14 protein-coding genes are annotated in these 15,445 nt (G+C 32.5%); 5 read left to right on the plus strand and 9 right to left on the minus strand.

Going from position 1 to position 15,445, the window contains the following annotated elements; genetic code table 11:
* The 5 genes from ABD690_RS03635 (at position 1) to ABD690_RS03655 (ending at position 5,983) form a co-directional block, all read left to right on the plus strand.
* A complete protein-coding gene (locus ABD690_RS03635) occupies positions 1 to 2,352 on the plus strand; it encodes a penicillin-binding protein 1A (RefSeq protein ID WP_344727185.1) in 2,352 nt (783 codons plus the stop codon).
* 441 nt (positions 2,353 to 2,793) lie between these two features.
* Positions 2,794 to 3,903: a TlpA family protein disulfide reductase gene (locus tag ABD690_RS03640; protein ID WP_344727187.1), complete on the plus strand. Its 1,110-nt coding sequence runs from the start codon at positions 2,794 to 2,796 to the stop codon at positions 3,901 to 3,903.
* A gap of 324 nt (positions 3,904 to 4,227) precedes the next feature.
* Positions 4,228 to 4,527 carry a DUF805 domain-containing protein gene (locus ABD690_RS03645; protein ID WP_344727189.1) on the plus strand — a complete coding sequence of 100 codons (300 nt, stop codon included), beginning with the start codon at positions 4,228 to 4,230 and terminating at the stop codon, positions 4,525 to 4,527.
* A gap of 96 nt (positions 4,528 to 4,623) precedes the next feature.
* Positions 4,624 to 5,325 carry a CoA transferase subunit A gene (locus tag ABD690_RS03650; protein ID WP_344727191.1) on the plus strand — a complete coding sequence of 234 codons (702 nt, stop codon included), beginning with the start codon at positions 4,624 to 4,626 and terminating at the stop codon, positions 5,323 to 5,325.
* A 4-nt stretch (positions 5,326 to 5,329) separates the two neighbouring features.
* Complete coding sequence (locus tag ABD690_RS03655; protein WP_344727193.1) at positions 5,330 to 5,983, plus strand: 3-oxoacid CoA-transferase subunit B; 654 nt, start codon at positions 5,330 to 5,332, stop codon at positions 5,981 to 5,983.
* Positions 5,984 to 6,380: 397 nt separating this feature from the next.
* Here ABD690_RS03655 and ABD690_RS03660 read toward each other — a convergent pair whose 3' ends face one another.
* From ABD690_RS03660 to ABD690_RS03700, 9 genes are all read right to left on the minus strand, one after another.
* Positions 6,381 to 8,069: an ABC transporter ATP-binding protein gene (locus tag ABD690_RS03660; RefSeq protein ID WP_344727195.1), complete on the minus strand. Its 1,689-nt coding sequence runs from the start codon at positions 8,067 to 8,069 to the stop codon at positions 6,381 to 6,383.
* 116 nt (positions 8,070 to 8,185) lie between these two features.
* Positions 8,186 to 8,899 (minus strand): 3'-5' exonuclease, encoded by a 714-nt coding sequence (locus tag ABD690_RS03665; protein ID WP_344727197.1) that lies wholly within the window; start codon positions 8,897 to 8,899, stop codon positions 8,186 to 8,188.
* Positions 8,900 to 8,903: 4 nt separating this feature from the next.
* Positions 8,904 to 10,055: a serine hydrolase domain-containing protein gene (locus ABD690_RS03670; protein ID WP_344727199.1), complete on the minus strand. Its 1,152-nt coding sequence runs from the start codon at positions 10,053 to 10,055 to the stop codon at positions 8,904 to 8,906.
* A gap of 35 nt (positions 10,056 to 10,090) precedes the next feature.
* Positions 10,091 to 10,564: a methylated-DNA--[protein]-cysteine S-methyltransferase gene (locus ABD690_RS03675; protein ID WP_344727201.1), complete on the minus strand. Its 474-nt coding sequence runs from the start codon at positions 10,562 to 10,564 to the stop codon at positions 10,091 to 10,093.
* A complete protein-coding gene (locus tag ABD690_RS03680; protein WP_344727203.1) occupies positions 10,564 to 11,652 on the minus strand; it encodes a CNNM domain-containing protein in 1,089 nt (362 codons plus the stop codon). Before ABD690_RS03680 ends, ABD690_RS03675 begins: the two co-directional genes overlap by 1 nt.
* Positions 11,653 to 11,677: 25 nt before the next feature.
* The gene (hemB, locus tag ABD690_RS03685) at positions 11,678 to 12,667 is read right to left on the minus strand and encodes a porphobilinogen synthase (RefSeq protein WP_344727205.1); all 990 of its coding nucleotides are present in this window, start codon (positions 12,665 to 12,667) and stop codon (positions 11,678 to 11,680) included.
* An 11-nt stretch (positions 12,668 to 12,678) separates the two neighbouring features.
* Complete coding sequence (gene hemF / locus ABD690_RS03690) at positions 12,679 to 13,587, minus strand: oxygen-dependent coproporphyrinogen oxidase (RefSeq protein WP_344727207.1); 909 nt, start codon at positions 13,585 to 13,587, stop codon at positions 12,679 to 12,681.
* Between the two features lie 2 nt (positions 13,588 to 13,589).
* Positions 13,590 to 14,879: a Na+/H+ antiporter NhaA gene (gene nhaA, locus ABD690_RS03695; protein ID WP_344727209.1), complete on the minus strand. Its 1,290-nt coding sequence runs from the start codon at positions 14,877 to 14,879 to the stop codon at positions 13,590 to 13,592.
* A 27-nt stretch (positions 14,880 to 14,906) separates the two neighbouring features.
* Positions 14,907 to 15,440 carry a GNAT family N-acetyltransferase gene (locus tag ABD690_RS03700; RefSeq protein WP_344727211.1) on the minus strand — a complete coding sequence of 178 codons (534 nt, stop codon included), beginning with the start codon at positions 15,438 to 15,440 and terminating at the stop codon, positions 14,907 to 14,909.
* Positions 15,441 to 15,445 lie beyond the last annotated feature (5 nt).

The raw sequence follows: 15,445 nt of genomic DNA on the forward strand, positions 1-15,445 counted from the left end.
ATGGCAAAGAAAGCACAAACAAAAAAAACAAAAACAAAAGCAAAAAAGGAAGAGAATTTCAGTCCCTACATAAAATGGTTCTGGAAGCTGTTTTTAGCAGGTATTTTCTTTGTTGTATTATTATTTTTACTAGCCTCTTGGGGCGTTTTTGGAGAACTTCCTGACCATACTGTTTTAGAAAATCCAAAAACCAATCTCGCTACAGAAATTATATCATCTGACGGAAAAACCCTTGGTAAAATTTATTATAATGATAACAGAACACCGGTAAGTTATGATGATTTACCTCAAGATTTAGTAAACGCGCTTATAGCTACTGAAGACGCTCGTTATTATAGCCATTCTGGTATTGATGCTCGCGGAACACTTCGTGCTATTTTTAAACTAGGAAAAGGTGGTGGCGCAAGTACTATTTCACAACAATTAGCAAAACAATTATTTCACGGAGAAGGTTCTAAAAACACTTTAGGAAGAATTAGTCAAAAAATAAAAGAGTGGATTATCGCTATAAAATTAGAACGACAATACACTAAAGAAGAAATCATAGCTCAGTATTTTAATATTTATGATTTTGGTAATAATGCTGACGGAATAAGATCTGCAGCCAGTATTTACTTTAATAAAGAACCAAAAGATTTAGATTTAAAAGAATCTGCCATGTTGGTAGGAATGTTTAAAAACTCTTCGCTCTATAACCCAAGAGAACACAGAAATCCCGTAGGAACTAGAAACCGACGTAATGTTGTGCTGTCTCAAATGGAAAAATATGATTTTATAACAGAAGAAGTCAAAGACTCATTACAAAAAACAGATTTAGGATTACGTTATACGCCGCAATCTCATCGTGATGGCACTGCAACATATTTTAGAGCTTATGTTGACGCATTTATTAAAGATTGGGTGAAGCAAAACCCAAAGCCTGATGGTACAAAGTATGATATTTATGGTGATGGACTAAAGGTTTACACAACCATAGACTCGCGCATGCAGAATTATGCAGAAGATGCTGTACAACAGCATATGCCAAGACTTCAAGCAGAGTTTGATCATCAAAATACACCAAAAAGAAACCCAACAGCTCCTTTCTTAGATTTAGATCAAAGCCAGATAGACGCATTAATGAAACGAAGTATGCGCCAATCTGAACGCTGGAGACATATGAAGTATGATTTAAAAAAATCTGATAAAGAAATTATAGCATCATTTGATAAGCCTACACAAATGACTGTTTTTTCTTGGAAAGGAGAAATAGATACCATAATGAAACCAATGGATTCTATGAGGTATTATAAATCTTTTTTACAACCGGGAATGATGTCTATGGATCCGCTTACAGGTCATGTAAAAGCTTGGGTTGGCGGTATGAATTATAAATACTTTCAATACGATCATGTAAAGCAAGGTAGACGTCAAGTAGGGTCTACGTTTAAACCATTTGTATATGCAACGGCTATAGACCAATTACATCTATCTCCTTGTGATGAGTTACCACGTTCTCAAATCACGATAGAAGCAGGTAAATATGGGAATATGCAACCTTGGACACCAAGAAATTCTGATGGTGATTACGCCGGAAATTTAACATTAAAATCAGCTTTAGCAAATTCAGTAAACACCATTACAGCGCGATTAATGGATAAAGTAGGTCCGCAACCAGTTGTTGATTTAGCTAAAAAATTGGGTGTTGAGGCTGAAATTCCAGTTGTGCCATCTATAGCATTAGGAACCGCTGATTTAAGTGTTTATGAAATGGTAGCAGCTTATGCAACTTTTGCTAATAAAGGCGTTTATACCAAGCCCGTTATGATTACTCATATTGAAGATAAAAATGGTACAATATTATATCAGTTTACGCCAGAATCTCGAGATGTGTTAAGTGCCGAAGCAGCTTATGTAACTGTAAAACTTATGGAAGGTGTAACAACAGATGGTTCTGGAGCAAGACTTCGCAGAACTTGGATGCCTTCAAGCGGTGTTTATAAAGAGATCATCACAGGTTATCCTTATGGTTTCAGCAATCCTATAGCAGGTAAAACAGGAACTACACAAAATCAAAGTGATGGTTGGTTTATGGGAATGGTGCCAAATTTAGTTACAGGTGTTTGGGTTGGAGCAGAAGATAGAGCAGCCCATTTTAAAACCATAACTTATGGGCAGGGAGCATCTATGGCATTGCCAATTTGGGGTTTATATATGAAAGCTTGTTATGAGGACGAAGAACTTAATGTGTCCAAAGGTGAATTTGAAGCTCCTATGGAGCTATCTATCGAGGTAGATTGCGACAATTATGATCCTAATGAGAATTCAGGTTCGCTTCCCACTGAAGAGGTTCCTGATGAATTAGATTTTTAAGATATTTTTGTGGGAATAACAATATAGATGCTGCACTTTTTCACTATAAATTTAATGCAAATTAAAAAGTAAACTGTCATTTTGAGTTTATCGAGGAATTTCAAAACATTTAATATTTTTTGTTTCCCTAAACCTTAATAAATAACATCATTTACGGAAAAACCGTAACGCTTTTCGCTGTTTTTCAATAAACTACATGAATTTGTGAGAAAAGTTTGTGTAAATAGTTTTTTTAAGTTTAACTTGTTGAAAGTAACAGCTTCAAGTTTTAAGACCTTGAGTTTTTATTGGAAACAAAATCATGATTACTAACTGGCGTCAGTTTTTTATTCCCTTAAGAAAAACTGATTAATAGCGTAAAACTTCTAAAAGTTAAAACTTCAAAAAAATGGCTTTATTTAAAGTCAACATTTTGTTTAACTAACCTGTATTATGAGATTTATGGGTAAAATTTTAGAAATTATGAAAAAACTACAATTTTCAACTTTTTTTTTAGTTGTTTCTTTATTTAGTTTAAGTTGTGAAAATAAAACGGATACTATATTATCTGGAATGCATAGAGATGCTAGCACACTTTTGTATAATGTTAATTTTAAAAAGAAACCATTTTTCAAAAATGATACTTTTATAAAAAAATACAATGTTTATTTAGAAAAAAGTATTATTGATTCTGTTTATGGGTATAATTTTAAAATAAGTGATTCTATTCAGACGATTTATAACTTTAATAATACTCTTTATATTATAAATCACTCTAATAGATCTTATAAAAAAAGACGTGAAATTAATAATCAATTAAATCAACTAATATTTCCTAACTGTAATTTAAAAAAAGATGATTTGTTCGGTAATAACACAATTATTGATACATTAGAAGATAGGGTTTTTGTATTAAAAAAATATGAGGATGAAAATGAATTTAAAAATATTAAGGAAAAATATAGCTTCTCTCTCGTTAACAATGAACTAATCAATATTACTAGTGAGATAGATTTTCAAAACACAAGTCAATTTATATCAAATGAATATGAGAAGTTAAACTTAAATGTAAGTATTGACATTGAAACAGAATTGAAACAACTTTTAGGGAATTATACCAATCAAAAATATTTAGAAAAAAAAGAGTCTAAAAGTCATTTAAAGTTATTTTCTGATATAAGAGGGGTTGTATTGGAAAATAACAAGCAAAAAGAATTAGTTGAATATAATAGCAAAGTAATAATTTTAGATTATTGGTTTATGGCTTGTTATCCTTGTATTAAAACAACACCAATGTTAAATCGTATCAACGAAAAATATTCTTCAAATGAAGTTCAAGTTATTGGTGTTAATCTTATTGACAGAAACGTTGAAAAGCTAAAAAACTTTGTAAATTATAATAAAATTAAATATCCTATTTTTTTAACTAATGAGAGTCCATTATTAGTTAAGGAATACCCTACTTTAATTATACTTGATGAAAAGTATAATATTATTTCTACACTATATGGTTATGATGAAAACAAAGAGAAGGAGATTTTTAATCTAATAGAAAAAATAATTCAAGAATAATAGTTTCAGTATTTTTATTTCGAGTGTGTTATAAAATGTTACAAATATTTTCGTTTTTAGCAGACTTCCAGCATATATTTTACGGAAAAACCGTAACGCTTTTCGCTGTTTTTCAATAATATACACTAATTTATAAGAAAACCTTGCGTGATTGTTTTTTTTTTTTTTTATAAATTTATCTTGTTGAAAATAACAACCTCAAGTTTTGAAGACCTTGAGTTGTTATTGGAAACAAAATCATGATTACTAACTGGCGTCAGTTTTTATTCCCTTAAGAAAAACTGATTAATAGAATAAACTTCAAATGTTTAAAATTAATTGATTATGAAATATCTTATACAACCTTTTCAGAATATATTTAATATTTCAGGAAAAGCAACTTTAAAAGAATTTTGGGTGTTTTTTATGTTTTATGTTTTTTTTATTAGCCCTGTAATTGGGTTTGCTAGAGGTCTTGATTTACTTGGTGATAATATTACTCTAGCGTTGAGAATAGTTTTCCTTTTTCCGTTTATAACATTAGGGGTTAGGAGGCTTAATGAAACTAAATTTAATAAATGGCTTTTTTTAATACCAATAGTGAATTTGGTGTTAGCAGCATTTCCACCTAAAGAGAACATTTAAAAATTTAAGAAACACAATAGAAGAAAAAAACCAAAGCCATTCATTTTTGAATGGCTTTTTTATTTCGTATTTTTCCACTAGCAAAAACAATATAAAATGATCAATAAAAAAGTAGCCAATGTAACCGAAGCACTTAAAGGCGTTAAAGACAACATGACCTTTATGCTTGGTGGTTTTGGATTGTGTGGTATTCCTGAAAATGCCATTTCAGAATTGGTAAAAATGAACATAAAAGGGCTTACATGTATTTCAAATAATGCAGGTGTAGATGATTTTGGTTTGGGATTATTATTACATAAAAAACAAATCGATAAAATGATATCGTCTTACGTAGGCGAAAATGATGAGTTTGAACGACAAATGTTAAGCGGAGAGTTGGAGGTAGAATTAGTGCCTCAAGGAACACTCGTTGAGCGTTGTCGTGCTGCACAATCAGGTTTTCCTGCATTCTATACACCAGCTGGTTATGGTACTGAAGTAGCTGAAGGTAAGGAAACGAGAGAATTTAATGGTAAAATGTATGTGTTAGAACAAGCTTTTGATGCCGATTTTTCTTTTGTAAAAGCCTGGAAAGGAGATGCTGCTGGAAATTTAATTTTTAAAGGTACAGCAAGAAATTTTAATCCAGCCATGTGTGGCGCTGCAAAGATAACTGTTGCTGAAGTAGAAGAACTTGTGCCTGTAGGTGAGTTAAACCCGAATGAAATTCATATTCCTGGAATATTTGTACAACGTATTTTCCAAGGAGAAAATTATGAGAAGCGTATTGAACAACGAACTGTAAGACAAAGAAATTAATATTATGTTAGATAAAAACGGAATAGCAAAGCGTATCGCAAAAGAAGTTCAAGATGGCTTTTATGTAAATTTAGGAATTGGGATTCCTACATTGGTAGCTAACTATGTAAGAGACGATATTGAAGTTGAATTTCAGAGTGAAAATGGTGTGCTTGGTATGGGACCTTTTCCTTTTGAAGGAGATGAAGATGCAGATATTATAAACGCAGGAAAACAAACCATTACAACTTTACCAGGTGCTAGTTTTTTTGACTCATCAATGAGTTTCTCTATGATTAGAGGAAAACATGTAGACTTAACCATTTTAGGAGCTATGGAAGTTGCTGAAAATGGAGACATTGCAAACTGGAAAATACCAGGTAAAATGGTAAAAGGTATGGGAGGTGCCATGGATTTGGTTGCAAGTGCAGAGAATATAATTGTCGCTATGATGCATACAAACAGAGCAGGAGAATCAAAATTACTTAAACAATGTAGTTTGCCATTAACAGGCGTAGGCTGTGTAAAAAAGATAGTAACAAACCTCGCTGTTATAGAAGTCACAGACAAAGGGTTTAAATTATTAGAAAGAGCGCCAGGTGTATCTGTAGATGATATTAAAAACGCAACAGAAGGAGTTCTGATAGTTGATGGAGAAATACCCGAAATGACATTATAAAAATTTAGTTTTAAAACCACTTTTTAAAAGTGGTTTTTTTATGTAGCTACATTACTTTTTTGTAGGAAAAAACACATTTATTGTTTTTAAATGTTAAAATAAAATGTGTTTCATCGATTTTTTGTGTGTTTTGACTGTTTTTCTTGAAATTTGTTTCATATTAGCAAAACCAAATCGAACAATAAACATTTGTTTAAAGTTTAAATTATAATTTGTCCCAAATCTATTATAAGTTAAATATTTAGCAAACTCCAAATCTACCATAAACGTACTTATGAATTTTGCCTCAAACCTACCTGAACAACCTACACGTTATGAGAGTAAAATTTATGGGAATTTAAACCATACAAAGCACTTTTTTAAAAGCCTTTTGTATTTAACTAAAAAATTATTCATGCTATAATCCTTTTGGGATGGCATGAATTAACTTTTTGGTATAGTCTTTTTTAGGAGAGGCATAGATTGTATCAGCATCATTTTTTTCTTCAATTTCACCCTTATTCATTACAATGAGTTGGTCAGACATATATTTTACTACAGCTAAATCGTGAGATATAAATATATATGTAAACCCAAAATTTTCTTTTAGAGCGTTTAGTAGGTTTAAAACTTGTGCTTGTACAGATATATCTAATGCAGAAACAGACTCGTCGCAAATAATAATTTTAGGTTGCAAGGCAATCGTTCTGGCAATGCCAATACGTTGTCTTTGCCCTCCTGAAAACTCATGAGGGTATCTATCATAATATGTTTCATCAAGACCAACTTTATTCAGTAAATCAATAACAAGTTGTTTTCGTTGCTCACTATTAGTGCCAATGCCATGAACTTTCATAGGTTCTTGAATAGCGCGTCCTACAGAAAGCCTTGGATTTAATGACGCATACGGATCTTGAAAAATAATCTGAATATCTTTGCGCAAGTTTCTCACACTCTTTTTTGAGAGTGTTGTAATATCGATACCTTTATAAAAAATATGTCCAGAGCTGGCTTTATCTAGTTGTAATATGGTGTTTGCTAATGTAGATTTCCCACAGCCTGATTCGCCAACTAAACCAAGTGTTTCACCTTCATATAATTTAAAACTCACATTGTTTACAGCCTTAAACGATGATTTTTTTCCGAAAATACCAGATTTTGAAATATAAGTTTTTTCAAGGTTTTGTATTTCTAGTAATGGTTTTTTGCTGTAAAGTGTTTTATGATAGCTTTTACGATCTTCATTTGAAATGATTTCAGTACTAGCGGTTTTATTCATAAAGTCAGCTATGGTAGGAAGTTTTTTTAACCTTACGTCTAGTGAAGGTCTAGAATTTATTAATGCTTTAGTGTAACTATGTTTAGGGTTATTAAAAATATCTAACACATCACCTTGTTCAACAATTTTGCCTTGATACATAACCAACACACGGTCTGATATTTCAGACACCAAGGCTAAATCATGAGAAATAAAAATAACACTCATGCCTTCTTGAGACTGTAGTTCTTTTAAAAGAGATATAATTTCTTTTTGTACAGTAACATCAAGTGCTGTAGTAGGCTCATCAGCAATTAAAATTTTAGGTTTGCAGGCAATAGCTATAGCAATCATAACACGTTGTTTCTGTCCGCCAGAAATTTCATGAGGGTAAGCTTTAAAAACCCTTTGAGGTTCAGGTAGTTTAACCTTTGCAAATAGGTCTAATGTTTTGTCTACAGCTTCTTTTCTAGTAAGCTTGGTGTGCAATAGTAAAATCTCTATAACTTGGTTTCCGCATGTCATAGAGGGATTTAGTGAGCTCATAGGTTCCTGAAAAATCATCGCCATATCCTTTCCTCTTAAGGCTTCATAATTTTTAGAAGAAAGCGATGTCAAATCTTTACCCTCATATAGTATAGAGCCATTGATGATTTTAGAAACACCTTTAGGTAGCAATCCTAAAATAGCCAATGAGGACATTGATTTACCTGAACCAGATTCTCCAACAACGCCAAGAATTTCATTTTTGTTTAAATGATAAGAAATATTATGAATAATATCCTTTTCAATTTTGTTTGATAAAATAGAAATTGAAAGGTTTTTTATAGAGAGTATTTCGTTATTCATAACAATGTAAAATGTAGTCGTTTTCTATATTTAATTTACGGGTTTTCCAAAGAAATTAATAATAAAAGCCGTTTATGGAAAACATTACCCTTAAGTTTTTATTTATACATACTTAGTTAAATATGAATTATTTCATTGTCGTGAAGTAGTGAGTCACCTCGAAGTCTTAAAAATATTTGAGCAACAGCAATAGTGTCTTTTTCGCAATAGGTAATAATACGATCTATATCATTTTCTTCATAATAGACATTATAAACTTCGCTTCCGTCTATGTCATCTTTTGGTGAAGGTATACCTAATACATTAGTTAATAGTTTTAGCGATGTATAGGTTTTATAATCGCCAAATTTCCATAGTTCTAATGTGTCTAGATGAGGTACTTCCCAAGGTTTTTTTCCAAAGAGGTTAAGCTTATAAGGTAGCTCAATATTGTGAATAATCATCCTGCGAGCAATGTATGGAAAATCAAACTCTTTTCCATTATGAGCACATAGTAGATGTTTATTTTGACTAAAATGAGTAATTAATAAGTTTTTAAAATCTTTTAAAATTTTGATTTCATCACCATGAAAGGATGTTACTCTAAAAGTTCTGATGTCACCTTGCATTTTAAAATAGCCAACTGAGATACAGACAATTTTACCAAATTCAGCCCAAATACCAGCGCGATCATAAAATGCTTCGGCTGTATACTCGTCTTTTCGCTGATATTGAGATTTAACTTCCCAAAGTGCTTGCTTGGTTTCATCTAAATCTGAAAAATGTTGTTTTTCCGGAACGGTTTCAATGTCCAGAAATAAAATATTTTCAAGATTAAGTTTAGAAATCATAATTTTATTTTTCTAGCATTTTATAGGCTTCCTCAATGTATGTGGAAATATCTGGTGTAAAAGTAGCTACGGCATCTCCTGGACCTTTAGAGTGTCCTAAACGTACTATAATTACATTGTCATTTGGTTCAACAATAACGTATTGTCCTAAATGACCACGCATCATAAAAAAGTGCTTATCTTCAACATTCTTTAGCCACCAACCGTAACCGTATTCTGGACTTGCTTTAAATCTAGGTTTAATAGATTTTGCTATAAAGGCAGAGTCAAGCAATTGTTTTCCATGCCATTTTCCGTGGTCTTTATATAGTTTTCCCATACGGGCAAAATCTTTAGCGTTACTTGCTATACAGCAATAGGCTTTTACTAAATCATGACCTTCACTATCTACTTGCCATAAAGCTTGGTTTTCGCTTCCTAAAGGTTTCCAGAAGCTTTCAGTAAGGTAGTTGTAAAGTTTTTTTCCTGTTGCACGTTCTATAACAATGGCTAGCATTTGTGTGTCACCACTGGCATATTTGTATGCCGTTCCAGGTTCGTTTACAACTTTTAATCCAGTCATAACTTTGGTTAAATCATCATCAAAATAAGCGCGAGTTGTTATTGAAAAAGGAGAATAGTAGCGTTCGTCCCAGTTGGTTCCTGATGCCATGCTAGATAAATCGCCAACGGTCATTTTTGCTGCTTTTCCGTCACAAAATTCAGGTATAAAATCACAAACAGGTTGATCAAGGTTTTTTATGTAACCATCCATAATGGCTTTTCCAAGCAAAGCAGAAACATAGCTTTTTGCCATAGAAAAGGAGTTGCTTTTTGAGTTTTCATCAAATCCATCATAATAGTTTTCAAACCAAATACTATCGTTTTTTATAATAACATAAGCGATAGTACCATTTTGTTTATTGGTTTCAGAGAGTTTTTCGGTTTCTTTTACAGAATTATAGTCTTTATGATTAGGCCAAGGCTGTGGTTTACCAATCTCTAATGGTTGGTTGTCAAAGTGCTTGTAGTCTTCAAGATAGGCTGTTGTGTAGCCTTTCATGTAAATGGTTCTTACAGCTTTTAGTAGGTAATCTGTATCTGTAATGTAAAGTACAATAATTAAAAGGCCAAATAGAATAACGACCCATTTCAAGAGAGTTTTAAGGAATTTCATTTAGTTTTTTTAGTTTATTAAATATAAACAAAAAATTAAAACAAGCGTTGTTGCTTATAAGGGTTTTCGTGTTCTAGCAACCATTTTTTTCTATGTAAGCCACCAGCATAACCTGTTAAGCTACCATCGCTACCTATTACACGGTGACATGGAATGATTATCAAAATAGGGTTTTTGCCGTTTGCATTGGCAACAGCACGAATTGCTTTTGGGTCTCCTAATTGTTTGGAGAGAGCTAAATATGTTGTTGTTTTTCCAAATGGGATTTTAAACAATGCATTCCAAACGGTTTTCTGAAAGTCAGTGCCTTGAGGGTTTAAATTTAAATCGAAATTTTCTCGTGTTCCGTTAAAGTATTCATTGAGTTGGTAGACACAGTCTTCTAAAACTTCAGGAATAATGGAAGTTATGGTTTCTTCAGAGTTTAAGACAGAAATTGAAGTAATTCCGTTTGCATCACCAGTAATTTTGGTAAACCCTAAAGGGCTATTTATGATGCAACTTTCCATTATTGATTTGTGTTTTCGTCATTAATTAGACCGAGTCTTCTAGCTCTGGTTTCCCAGCTACGTCTAGCAAGTAGCTGCAAGTCTGGAATATTATCGCTTTCATCCATAATTTCCATGCCTAGAAGCGTTTCTATAACATCTTCCATAGTTACTAAACCGCTTACAGAACCGTATTCATCTACCACAAGCGCCATATGATTTTTACTTTCAACTAATTGCTCAAAAAGTCTTGGTATGGGCATTGAACGGTTTATGATGATAATATTTCTTTTTATATCAGCTAGTTTTTTGTCACCATTACCAAAAGCCATTTCTTTAAAGATTTCATCTTTTAGAACTAAACCAGAAATATTGTCGGAATTATCGCTATATACAGGAATACGAGAAAACCTAACATTAGAATTTTTATTAAAAAAGTTCTCTATGGTTTCTGATTCGTTTTCAATTTTCATGACGGTTCTAGGTGTCATAATATCTTTTGCTTGAACGTCTTTAAACGTTAGCATGTTTTTTATCACTTTACTTTCAGATTCTAAAAAAACACCTTTTTCTTCAGCGAGATTAGTCATTGCATGAAAGTCTTCACGACTTAAAACACTACCATGATGTCCTTTACCTCCAATAAGTTTTGTGGTCAATTGAAGTAGCCACAGAATACCTGACCATTTTAAAGGAAAAATTAATACGATTAAGGCTTTTGATGTAAAATTTGCTAGTTTTTTCCAGTAAGTTGCACCTATGGTTTTTGGTATAATTTCTGAAGCGATTAAGATTAATAATGTCATAATAGCCGAAACGACTCCAACGGTATTAATACCGAATAGTTCTATTTTGTAAGGCAGCTTTTCGGCTTCAATTCCTACCATCATAGCACCTAATGTATGCGCAATAGTGTTTAATGTTAGAATTGAGATAAGAGGTTTGTCAACATCTTTTTTTAAATCTTCAAGAATATTGGCGTAGGCTTTGCCTTCTTGTTTTTTAATATTTATAAATGTTGGTGTGATACTTAAAAGCACAGCTTCTAGAATAGAACACATGAATGAGAAAAAGATAGAAATAGTAGCCCAAAAAATGAGTGCACCCATAAGTTTGTTTTGATTTTTTACGAAGTTACGAAATCAATTTCACAACGTCTTTAGCAAAATAGCTTGCAATGATATCTGCACCAGCACGTTTAATAGCTGTGATTTGTTCTAGCATTACGGCATCATGGTCTAGCCAGCCTTTTTCAGCAGCAGCTTTAAGCATAGCATATTCACCTGATACTTGATAAACAGCAACAGGAACATCAACCTCATTTTTGATTTCTCTAACAATATCTAAATAGCAAAGTCCTGGTTTTACCATAACAATATCAGCGCCTTCATCAATATCCATTTCGGTTTCTCTTATAGCTTCAAAACGATTGGCATAATCCATTTGGTAAGTTTTTTTGTCTTTTGGAATATCAATCATATCTACAGGAGCTGAATCTAAAGCATCACGAAAAGGACCATAAAAAGCCGATGCGTATTTTGCTGAATAACTCATAATGCCTGTGTTTGTAAAACCTTCATCTTCTAAAAGTTCACGAATGCTTAATATGCGACCATCCATCATATCGCTAGGAGCAACAAAATTGGCTCCAGCTTTTGCATGAGATAGACTCATTTCGGCTAAAACATCAGCGGTTTCATCATTTAAAATTACACCGTTTTCTATAATGCCATCATGTCCATAAGCCGAGTAAGGATCAAGAGCTACGTCTGTCATAACTAGCATGTCAGGACAAGTATTTTTAACTGTTTTTATGGCGCGTTGCATTAAGCCATTAGGGTTAAGAGCTTCGGTGCCTTTATTGTCTTTTAAGTTGTCAGGAACTTTTACAAATAGCAATACAGATTTTAAACCAAGTTTCCATAGTTCTTTTACTTCATTTTGAAGTAAATCTAAACTATAACGGTAGTAATTTGGCATAGAAGGAATTTCTTCTTTTACGCCTTTTCCTTCAACAACAAATAGCGGTACTAAAAAATCGTTTGGAGATATTATGGTTTCACGAACAAGAGAGCGTATAGCTTCGTTGGTTCTTAATCGTCTGTTTCTTTTTAAAGGATACATGGTTGTGATTTTTATTTGCTAACCCAATTTACAGGGTTTTTAAGTATTTTAATTAATTTTTCTTCTTCACTATCTGGTTCTGGATGGTGGTTGTAAGCCCATTGTACATGTGGTGGTAAACTCATTAATATGCTTTCAATACGACCATTGGTTTTTAATCCAAATAATGTTCCTTTATCATGAACAAGGTTAAATTCTACATAGCGACCACGACGAATTTCTTGCCAATCGCGTTGTTGTTTTGTATATGGTAAATCTTTGCGTTTTTCAACAATTGGTACATAAGCTTCAAGGAAGCTGTTTCCAACTTCAGTTACAAAATTATACCAATTTTCCATGCTCATTTCTTCGGTTGCTTTGCAATAATCAAAAAACAAACCGCCAATACCACGTGCTTCATTACGATGCGTGTTAAAAAAATACTCATCACAACGAGCCTTGTATTTTGGGTAAAATTCAGGGTTGTGGTTATCGCAGGCTGTTTTGCAAACCTGATGAAAGTGTTTGGCATCTTCTTCAAAGAGATAGTAAGGTGTTAAATCTTGTCCGCCACCAAACCATTGGTCTACAATATCGCCATTAGCATTGTACATTTCAAAATATCGCCAATTGGCATGAACAGTAGGAACCATTGGGTTTTTAGGGTGTAAAACCAAACTTAATCCACAGGCAAAAAAATCAGCATCTTTTACATTAAAGTAAGCCTGCATACTTTCGGGTAATTTACCGTGAACACCAGAGATATTTACGCCTCCTTTTTCAAAAACAGCTCCATTTTCAATCACACGGGTTCTTCCGCCGCCACCTTCAGGGCGTTTCCATATATCTTCTTGAAAGCTAGACTTTCCATCTATAGCTTCAAGTTTTGATGTGATTGTGTCTTGTAAGTCTTGTATGTATTGATAAAATGCAGTTTTCATAACTATTTTTTAAATCGCAATATGAGGTATCCTATAATAGCTGAAATTAGCGAACCTATTAAAATACCAATTTTAGCAGAGTCTATATTAGCTGTTTCTCCTACAAAGGCTAACCCAGCTATAAATATTGACATAGTAAACCCGATACCAGCTAAAAAAGACACGCCAATAATATGCCATGTTGAAATTTCTGAAGGTATATTAATCAGCTTTATTTTATTTGCTAACACTACAAATGATGTAATACCAATGCTTTTTCCTAAAACTAAACTTGCAACAATTGCTGTTACTAAATTAATTTCAAGAGGCTCTGAACTATTAATCACTACACCGGCATTTGCAAAGGCAAAAACAGGAATAATAAAGTAAGCAACCCAATCATGTAAATTGTGTTCAATTTGTTGTAATGGTGATTGATATTTGTATGTCCAATCTTCTAAATCATCAATTTGCTGAATTTGTTCTTTAGATAAAATAGGCTTGTTAAGAACACTTGCTTGTTTGATATTTGTTGTGATTTTAACAAGATTATCAATAAATTCAGGAGTGTTTATTTTTTGTCTAATAGGCACCGAAAAAGCCAATAATACACCGGCTAAAGTTGGATGTATACCTGATTTTAAGAACAGCACCCAAATTACAATACCTAAACTTATAGTGAAAAATTTTGAATAAAAACCTCGATATGATAATATGTATAAAAAGGCTAAAAGCAATAAAGCAACGCCTAAAAGACTAAACTTTATAGAGCTGCTATAGAAAATAGCAATAACGAGTACTGCTCCTAAATCATCAACAATGGCAAAGGCTGTTAAAAACACTTTTAATGCCAATGGAATTCTTTTGCCTAAAGCAGTTAGTATTGCTAAAGAAAAAGCAATGTCGGTTGCCATAGGAATTCCCCAGCCATTTTGTGTTTCAGGATTGTTATTGAATAAAAAGAAGCATAGCACAGGTATGGCCATACCGCCAAAAGCACCAATTAAAGGAAAGCCTATTTTTTTAGGAGAATTAAGTTCACCAATTAAAAACTCACGTTTTATTTCTAAACCAATTAAGAAAAAAAACACAGCCATTAAACCATCATTTATCCATAATATGACTGGTTTGTTAAGCTCAAAAGCTTCTGTTGTAAAACCAATTTTATAATCCCAAAGCGATGTATAGCTTTCAGAAAATGGCGAATTTGACCAGACAAGAGCTAAAATAGTGGCTATAACAAGTAGAAGGCCACCAAAGCTTTCAATTTTTACAAATTTTTGAAATGGAGATAGTAAAGTTTTTTCAGTCATAATTTATGTCCTTTTATAAAATTTGAATTAAGTCTGTTTAATAGATTCATAAAGTTCCATATCTAACGTAGATTTTCCGGTAACATATTCTTTTTCTAGTGTTTGTTTCCAGGTAAATCCATTGCGTTCGGCAACACGAATACTTGTTGTATTGGTTTTATGAATAATAATTTGAAGGGTTTCTAATCCTAATTCATCAAACGCATAAGCTTTTGCTGCTTTTATACTTTTGGTCATCCAACCATTACCAGAATATTTTGACCCTAAACAATAAGCAAATTCGCCTTGTTTTTTGTTCCAGTCTAAATTTTTAAGGATAACTAACCCAGCAACATTATGGGTGTCTTTATCTTTTATTGCAAATGTAAATTCTGATTGTTCTTTTATTTCTTTGTTTTTCTTTGAAATGTATGTTTTAGAAGCGTTTTCAGAAATATTTTGCTCAAGGGTTTTTGGTAAATAAGCTTGAAATCTTTTGCCGTTAGAAATCATTAAACTGTTTAGGCTAGAAGCATCGTCTAGGTTAAGTGGGGCTAGATAAAATGTTTCAGCGCTTAACATAAATT

It is taken from the genome of Corallibacter vietnamensis, assembly GCF_039537875.1.
In the GTDB taxonomy this organism is placed as follows: domain Bacteria; phylum Bacteroidota; class Bacteroidia; order Flavobacteriales; family Flavobacteriaceae; genus Corallibacter; species Corallibacter vietnamensis.

Bases quoted from the DNA above. Each gene is read 5' to 3' on its own strand.
- ABD690_RS03675 (WP_344727201.1), bottom strand. From the start codon at position 10,564: ATGGAAAGTTGCATCATAAATAGCCCTTTAGGGTTTACCAAAATTACT.
- nhaA (WP_344727209.1), bottom strand. From the start codon at position 14,879: ATGACTGAAAAAACTTTACTATCTCCATTTCAAAAATTTGTAAAAATT.
- ABD690_RS03635 (WP_344727185.1), top strand. From the start codon at position 1: ATGGCAAAGAAAGCACAAACAAAAAAAACAAAAACAAAAGCAAAAAAG.
- ABD690_RS03655 (WP_344727193.1), top strand. From the start codon at position 5,330: ATGTTAGATAAAAACGGAATAGCAAAGCGTATCGCAAAAGAAGTTCAA.
- ABD690_RS03700 (WP_344727211.1), bottom strand. From the start codon at position 15,440: ATGTTAAGCGCTGAAACATTTTATCTAGCCCCACTTAACCTAGACGAT.
- ABD690_RS03640 (WP_344727187.1), top strand. From the start codon at position 2,794: ATGGGTAAAATTTTAGAAATTATGAAAAAACTACAATTTTCAACTTTT.
- ABD690_RS03680 (WP_344727203.1), bottom strand. From the start codon at position 11,652: ATGGGTGCACTCATTTTTTGGGCTACTATTTCTATCTTTTTCTCATTC.
- ABD690_RS03650 (WP_344727191.1), top strand. From the start codon at position 4,624: ATGATCAATAAAAAAGTAGCCAATGTAACCGAAGCACTTAAAGGCGTT.
- ABD690_RS03645 (WP_344727189.1), top strand. From the start codon at position 4,228: ATGAAATATCTTATACAACCTTTTCAGAATATATTTAATATTTCAGGA.
- hemF (WP_344727207.1), bottom strand. From the start codon at position 13,587: ATGAAAACTGCATTTTATCAATACATACAAGACTTACAAGACACAATC.
- ABD690_RS03670 (WP_344727199.1), bottom strand. From the start codon at position 10,055: ATGAAATTCCTTAAAACTCTCTTGAAATGGGTCGTTATTCTATTTGGC.
- hemB (WP_344727205.1), bottom strand. From the start codon at position 12,667: ATGTATCCTTTAAAAAGAAACAGACGATTAAGAACCAACGAAGCTATA.
- ABD690_RS03660 (WP_344727195.1), bottom strand. From the start codon at position 8,069: ATGAATAACGAAATACTCTCTATAAAAAACCTTTCAATTTCTATTTTA.
- ABD690_RS03665 (WP_344727197.1), bottom strand. From the start codon at position 8,899: ATGATTTCTAAACTTAATCTTGAAAATATTTTATTTCTGGACATTGAA.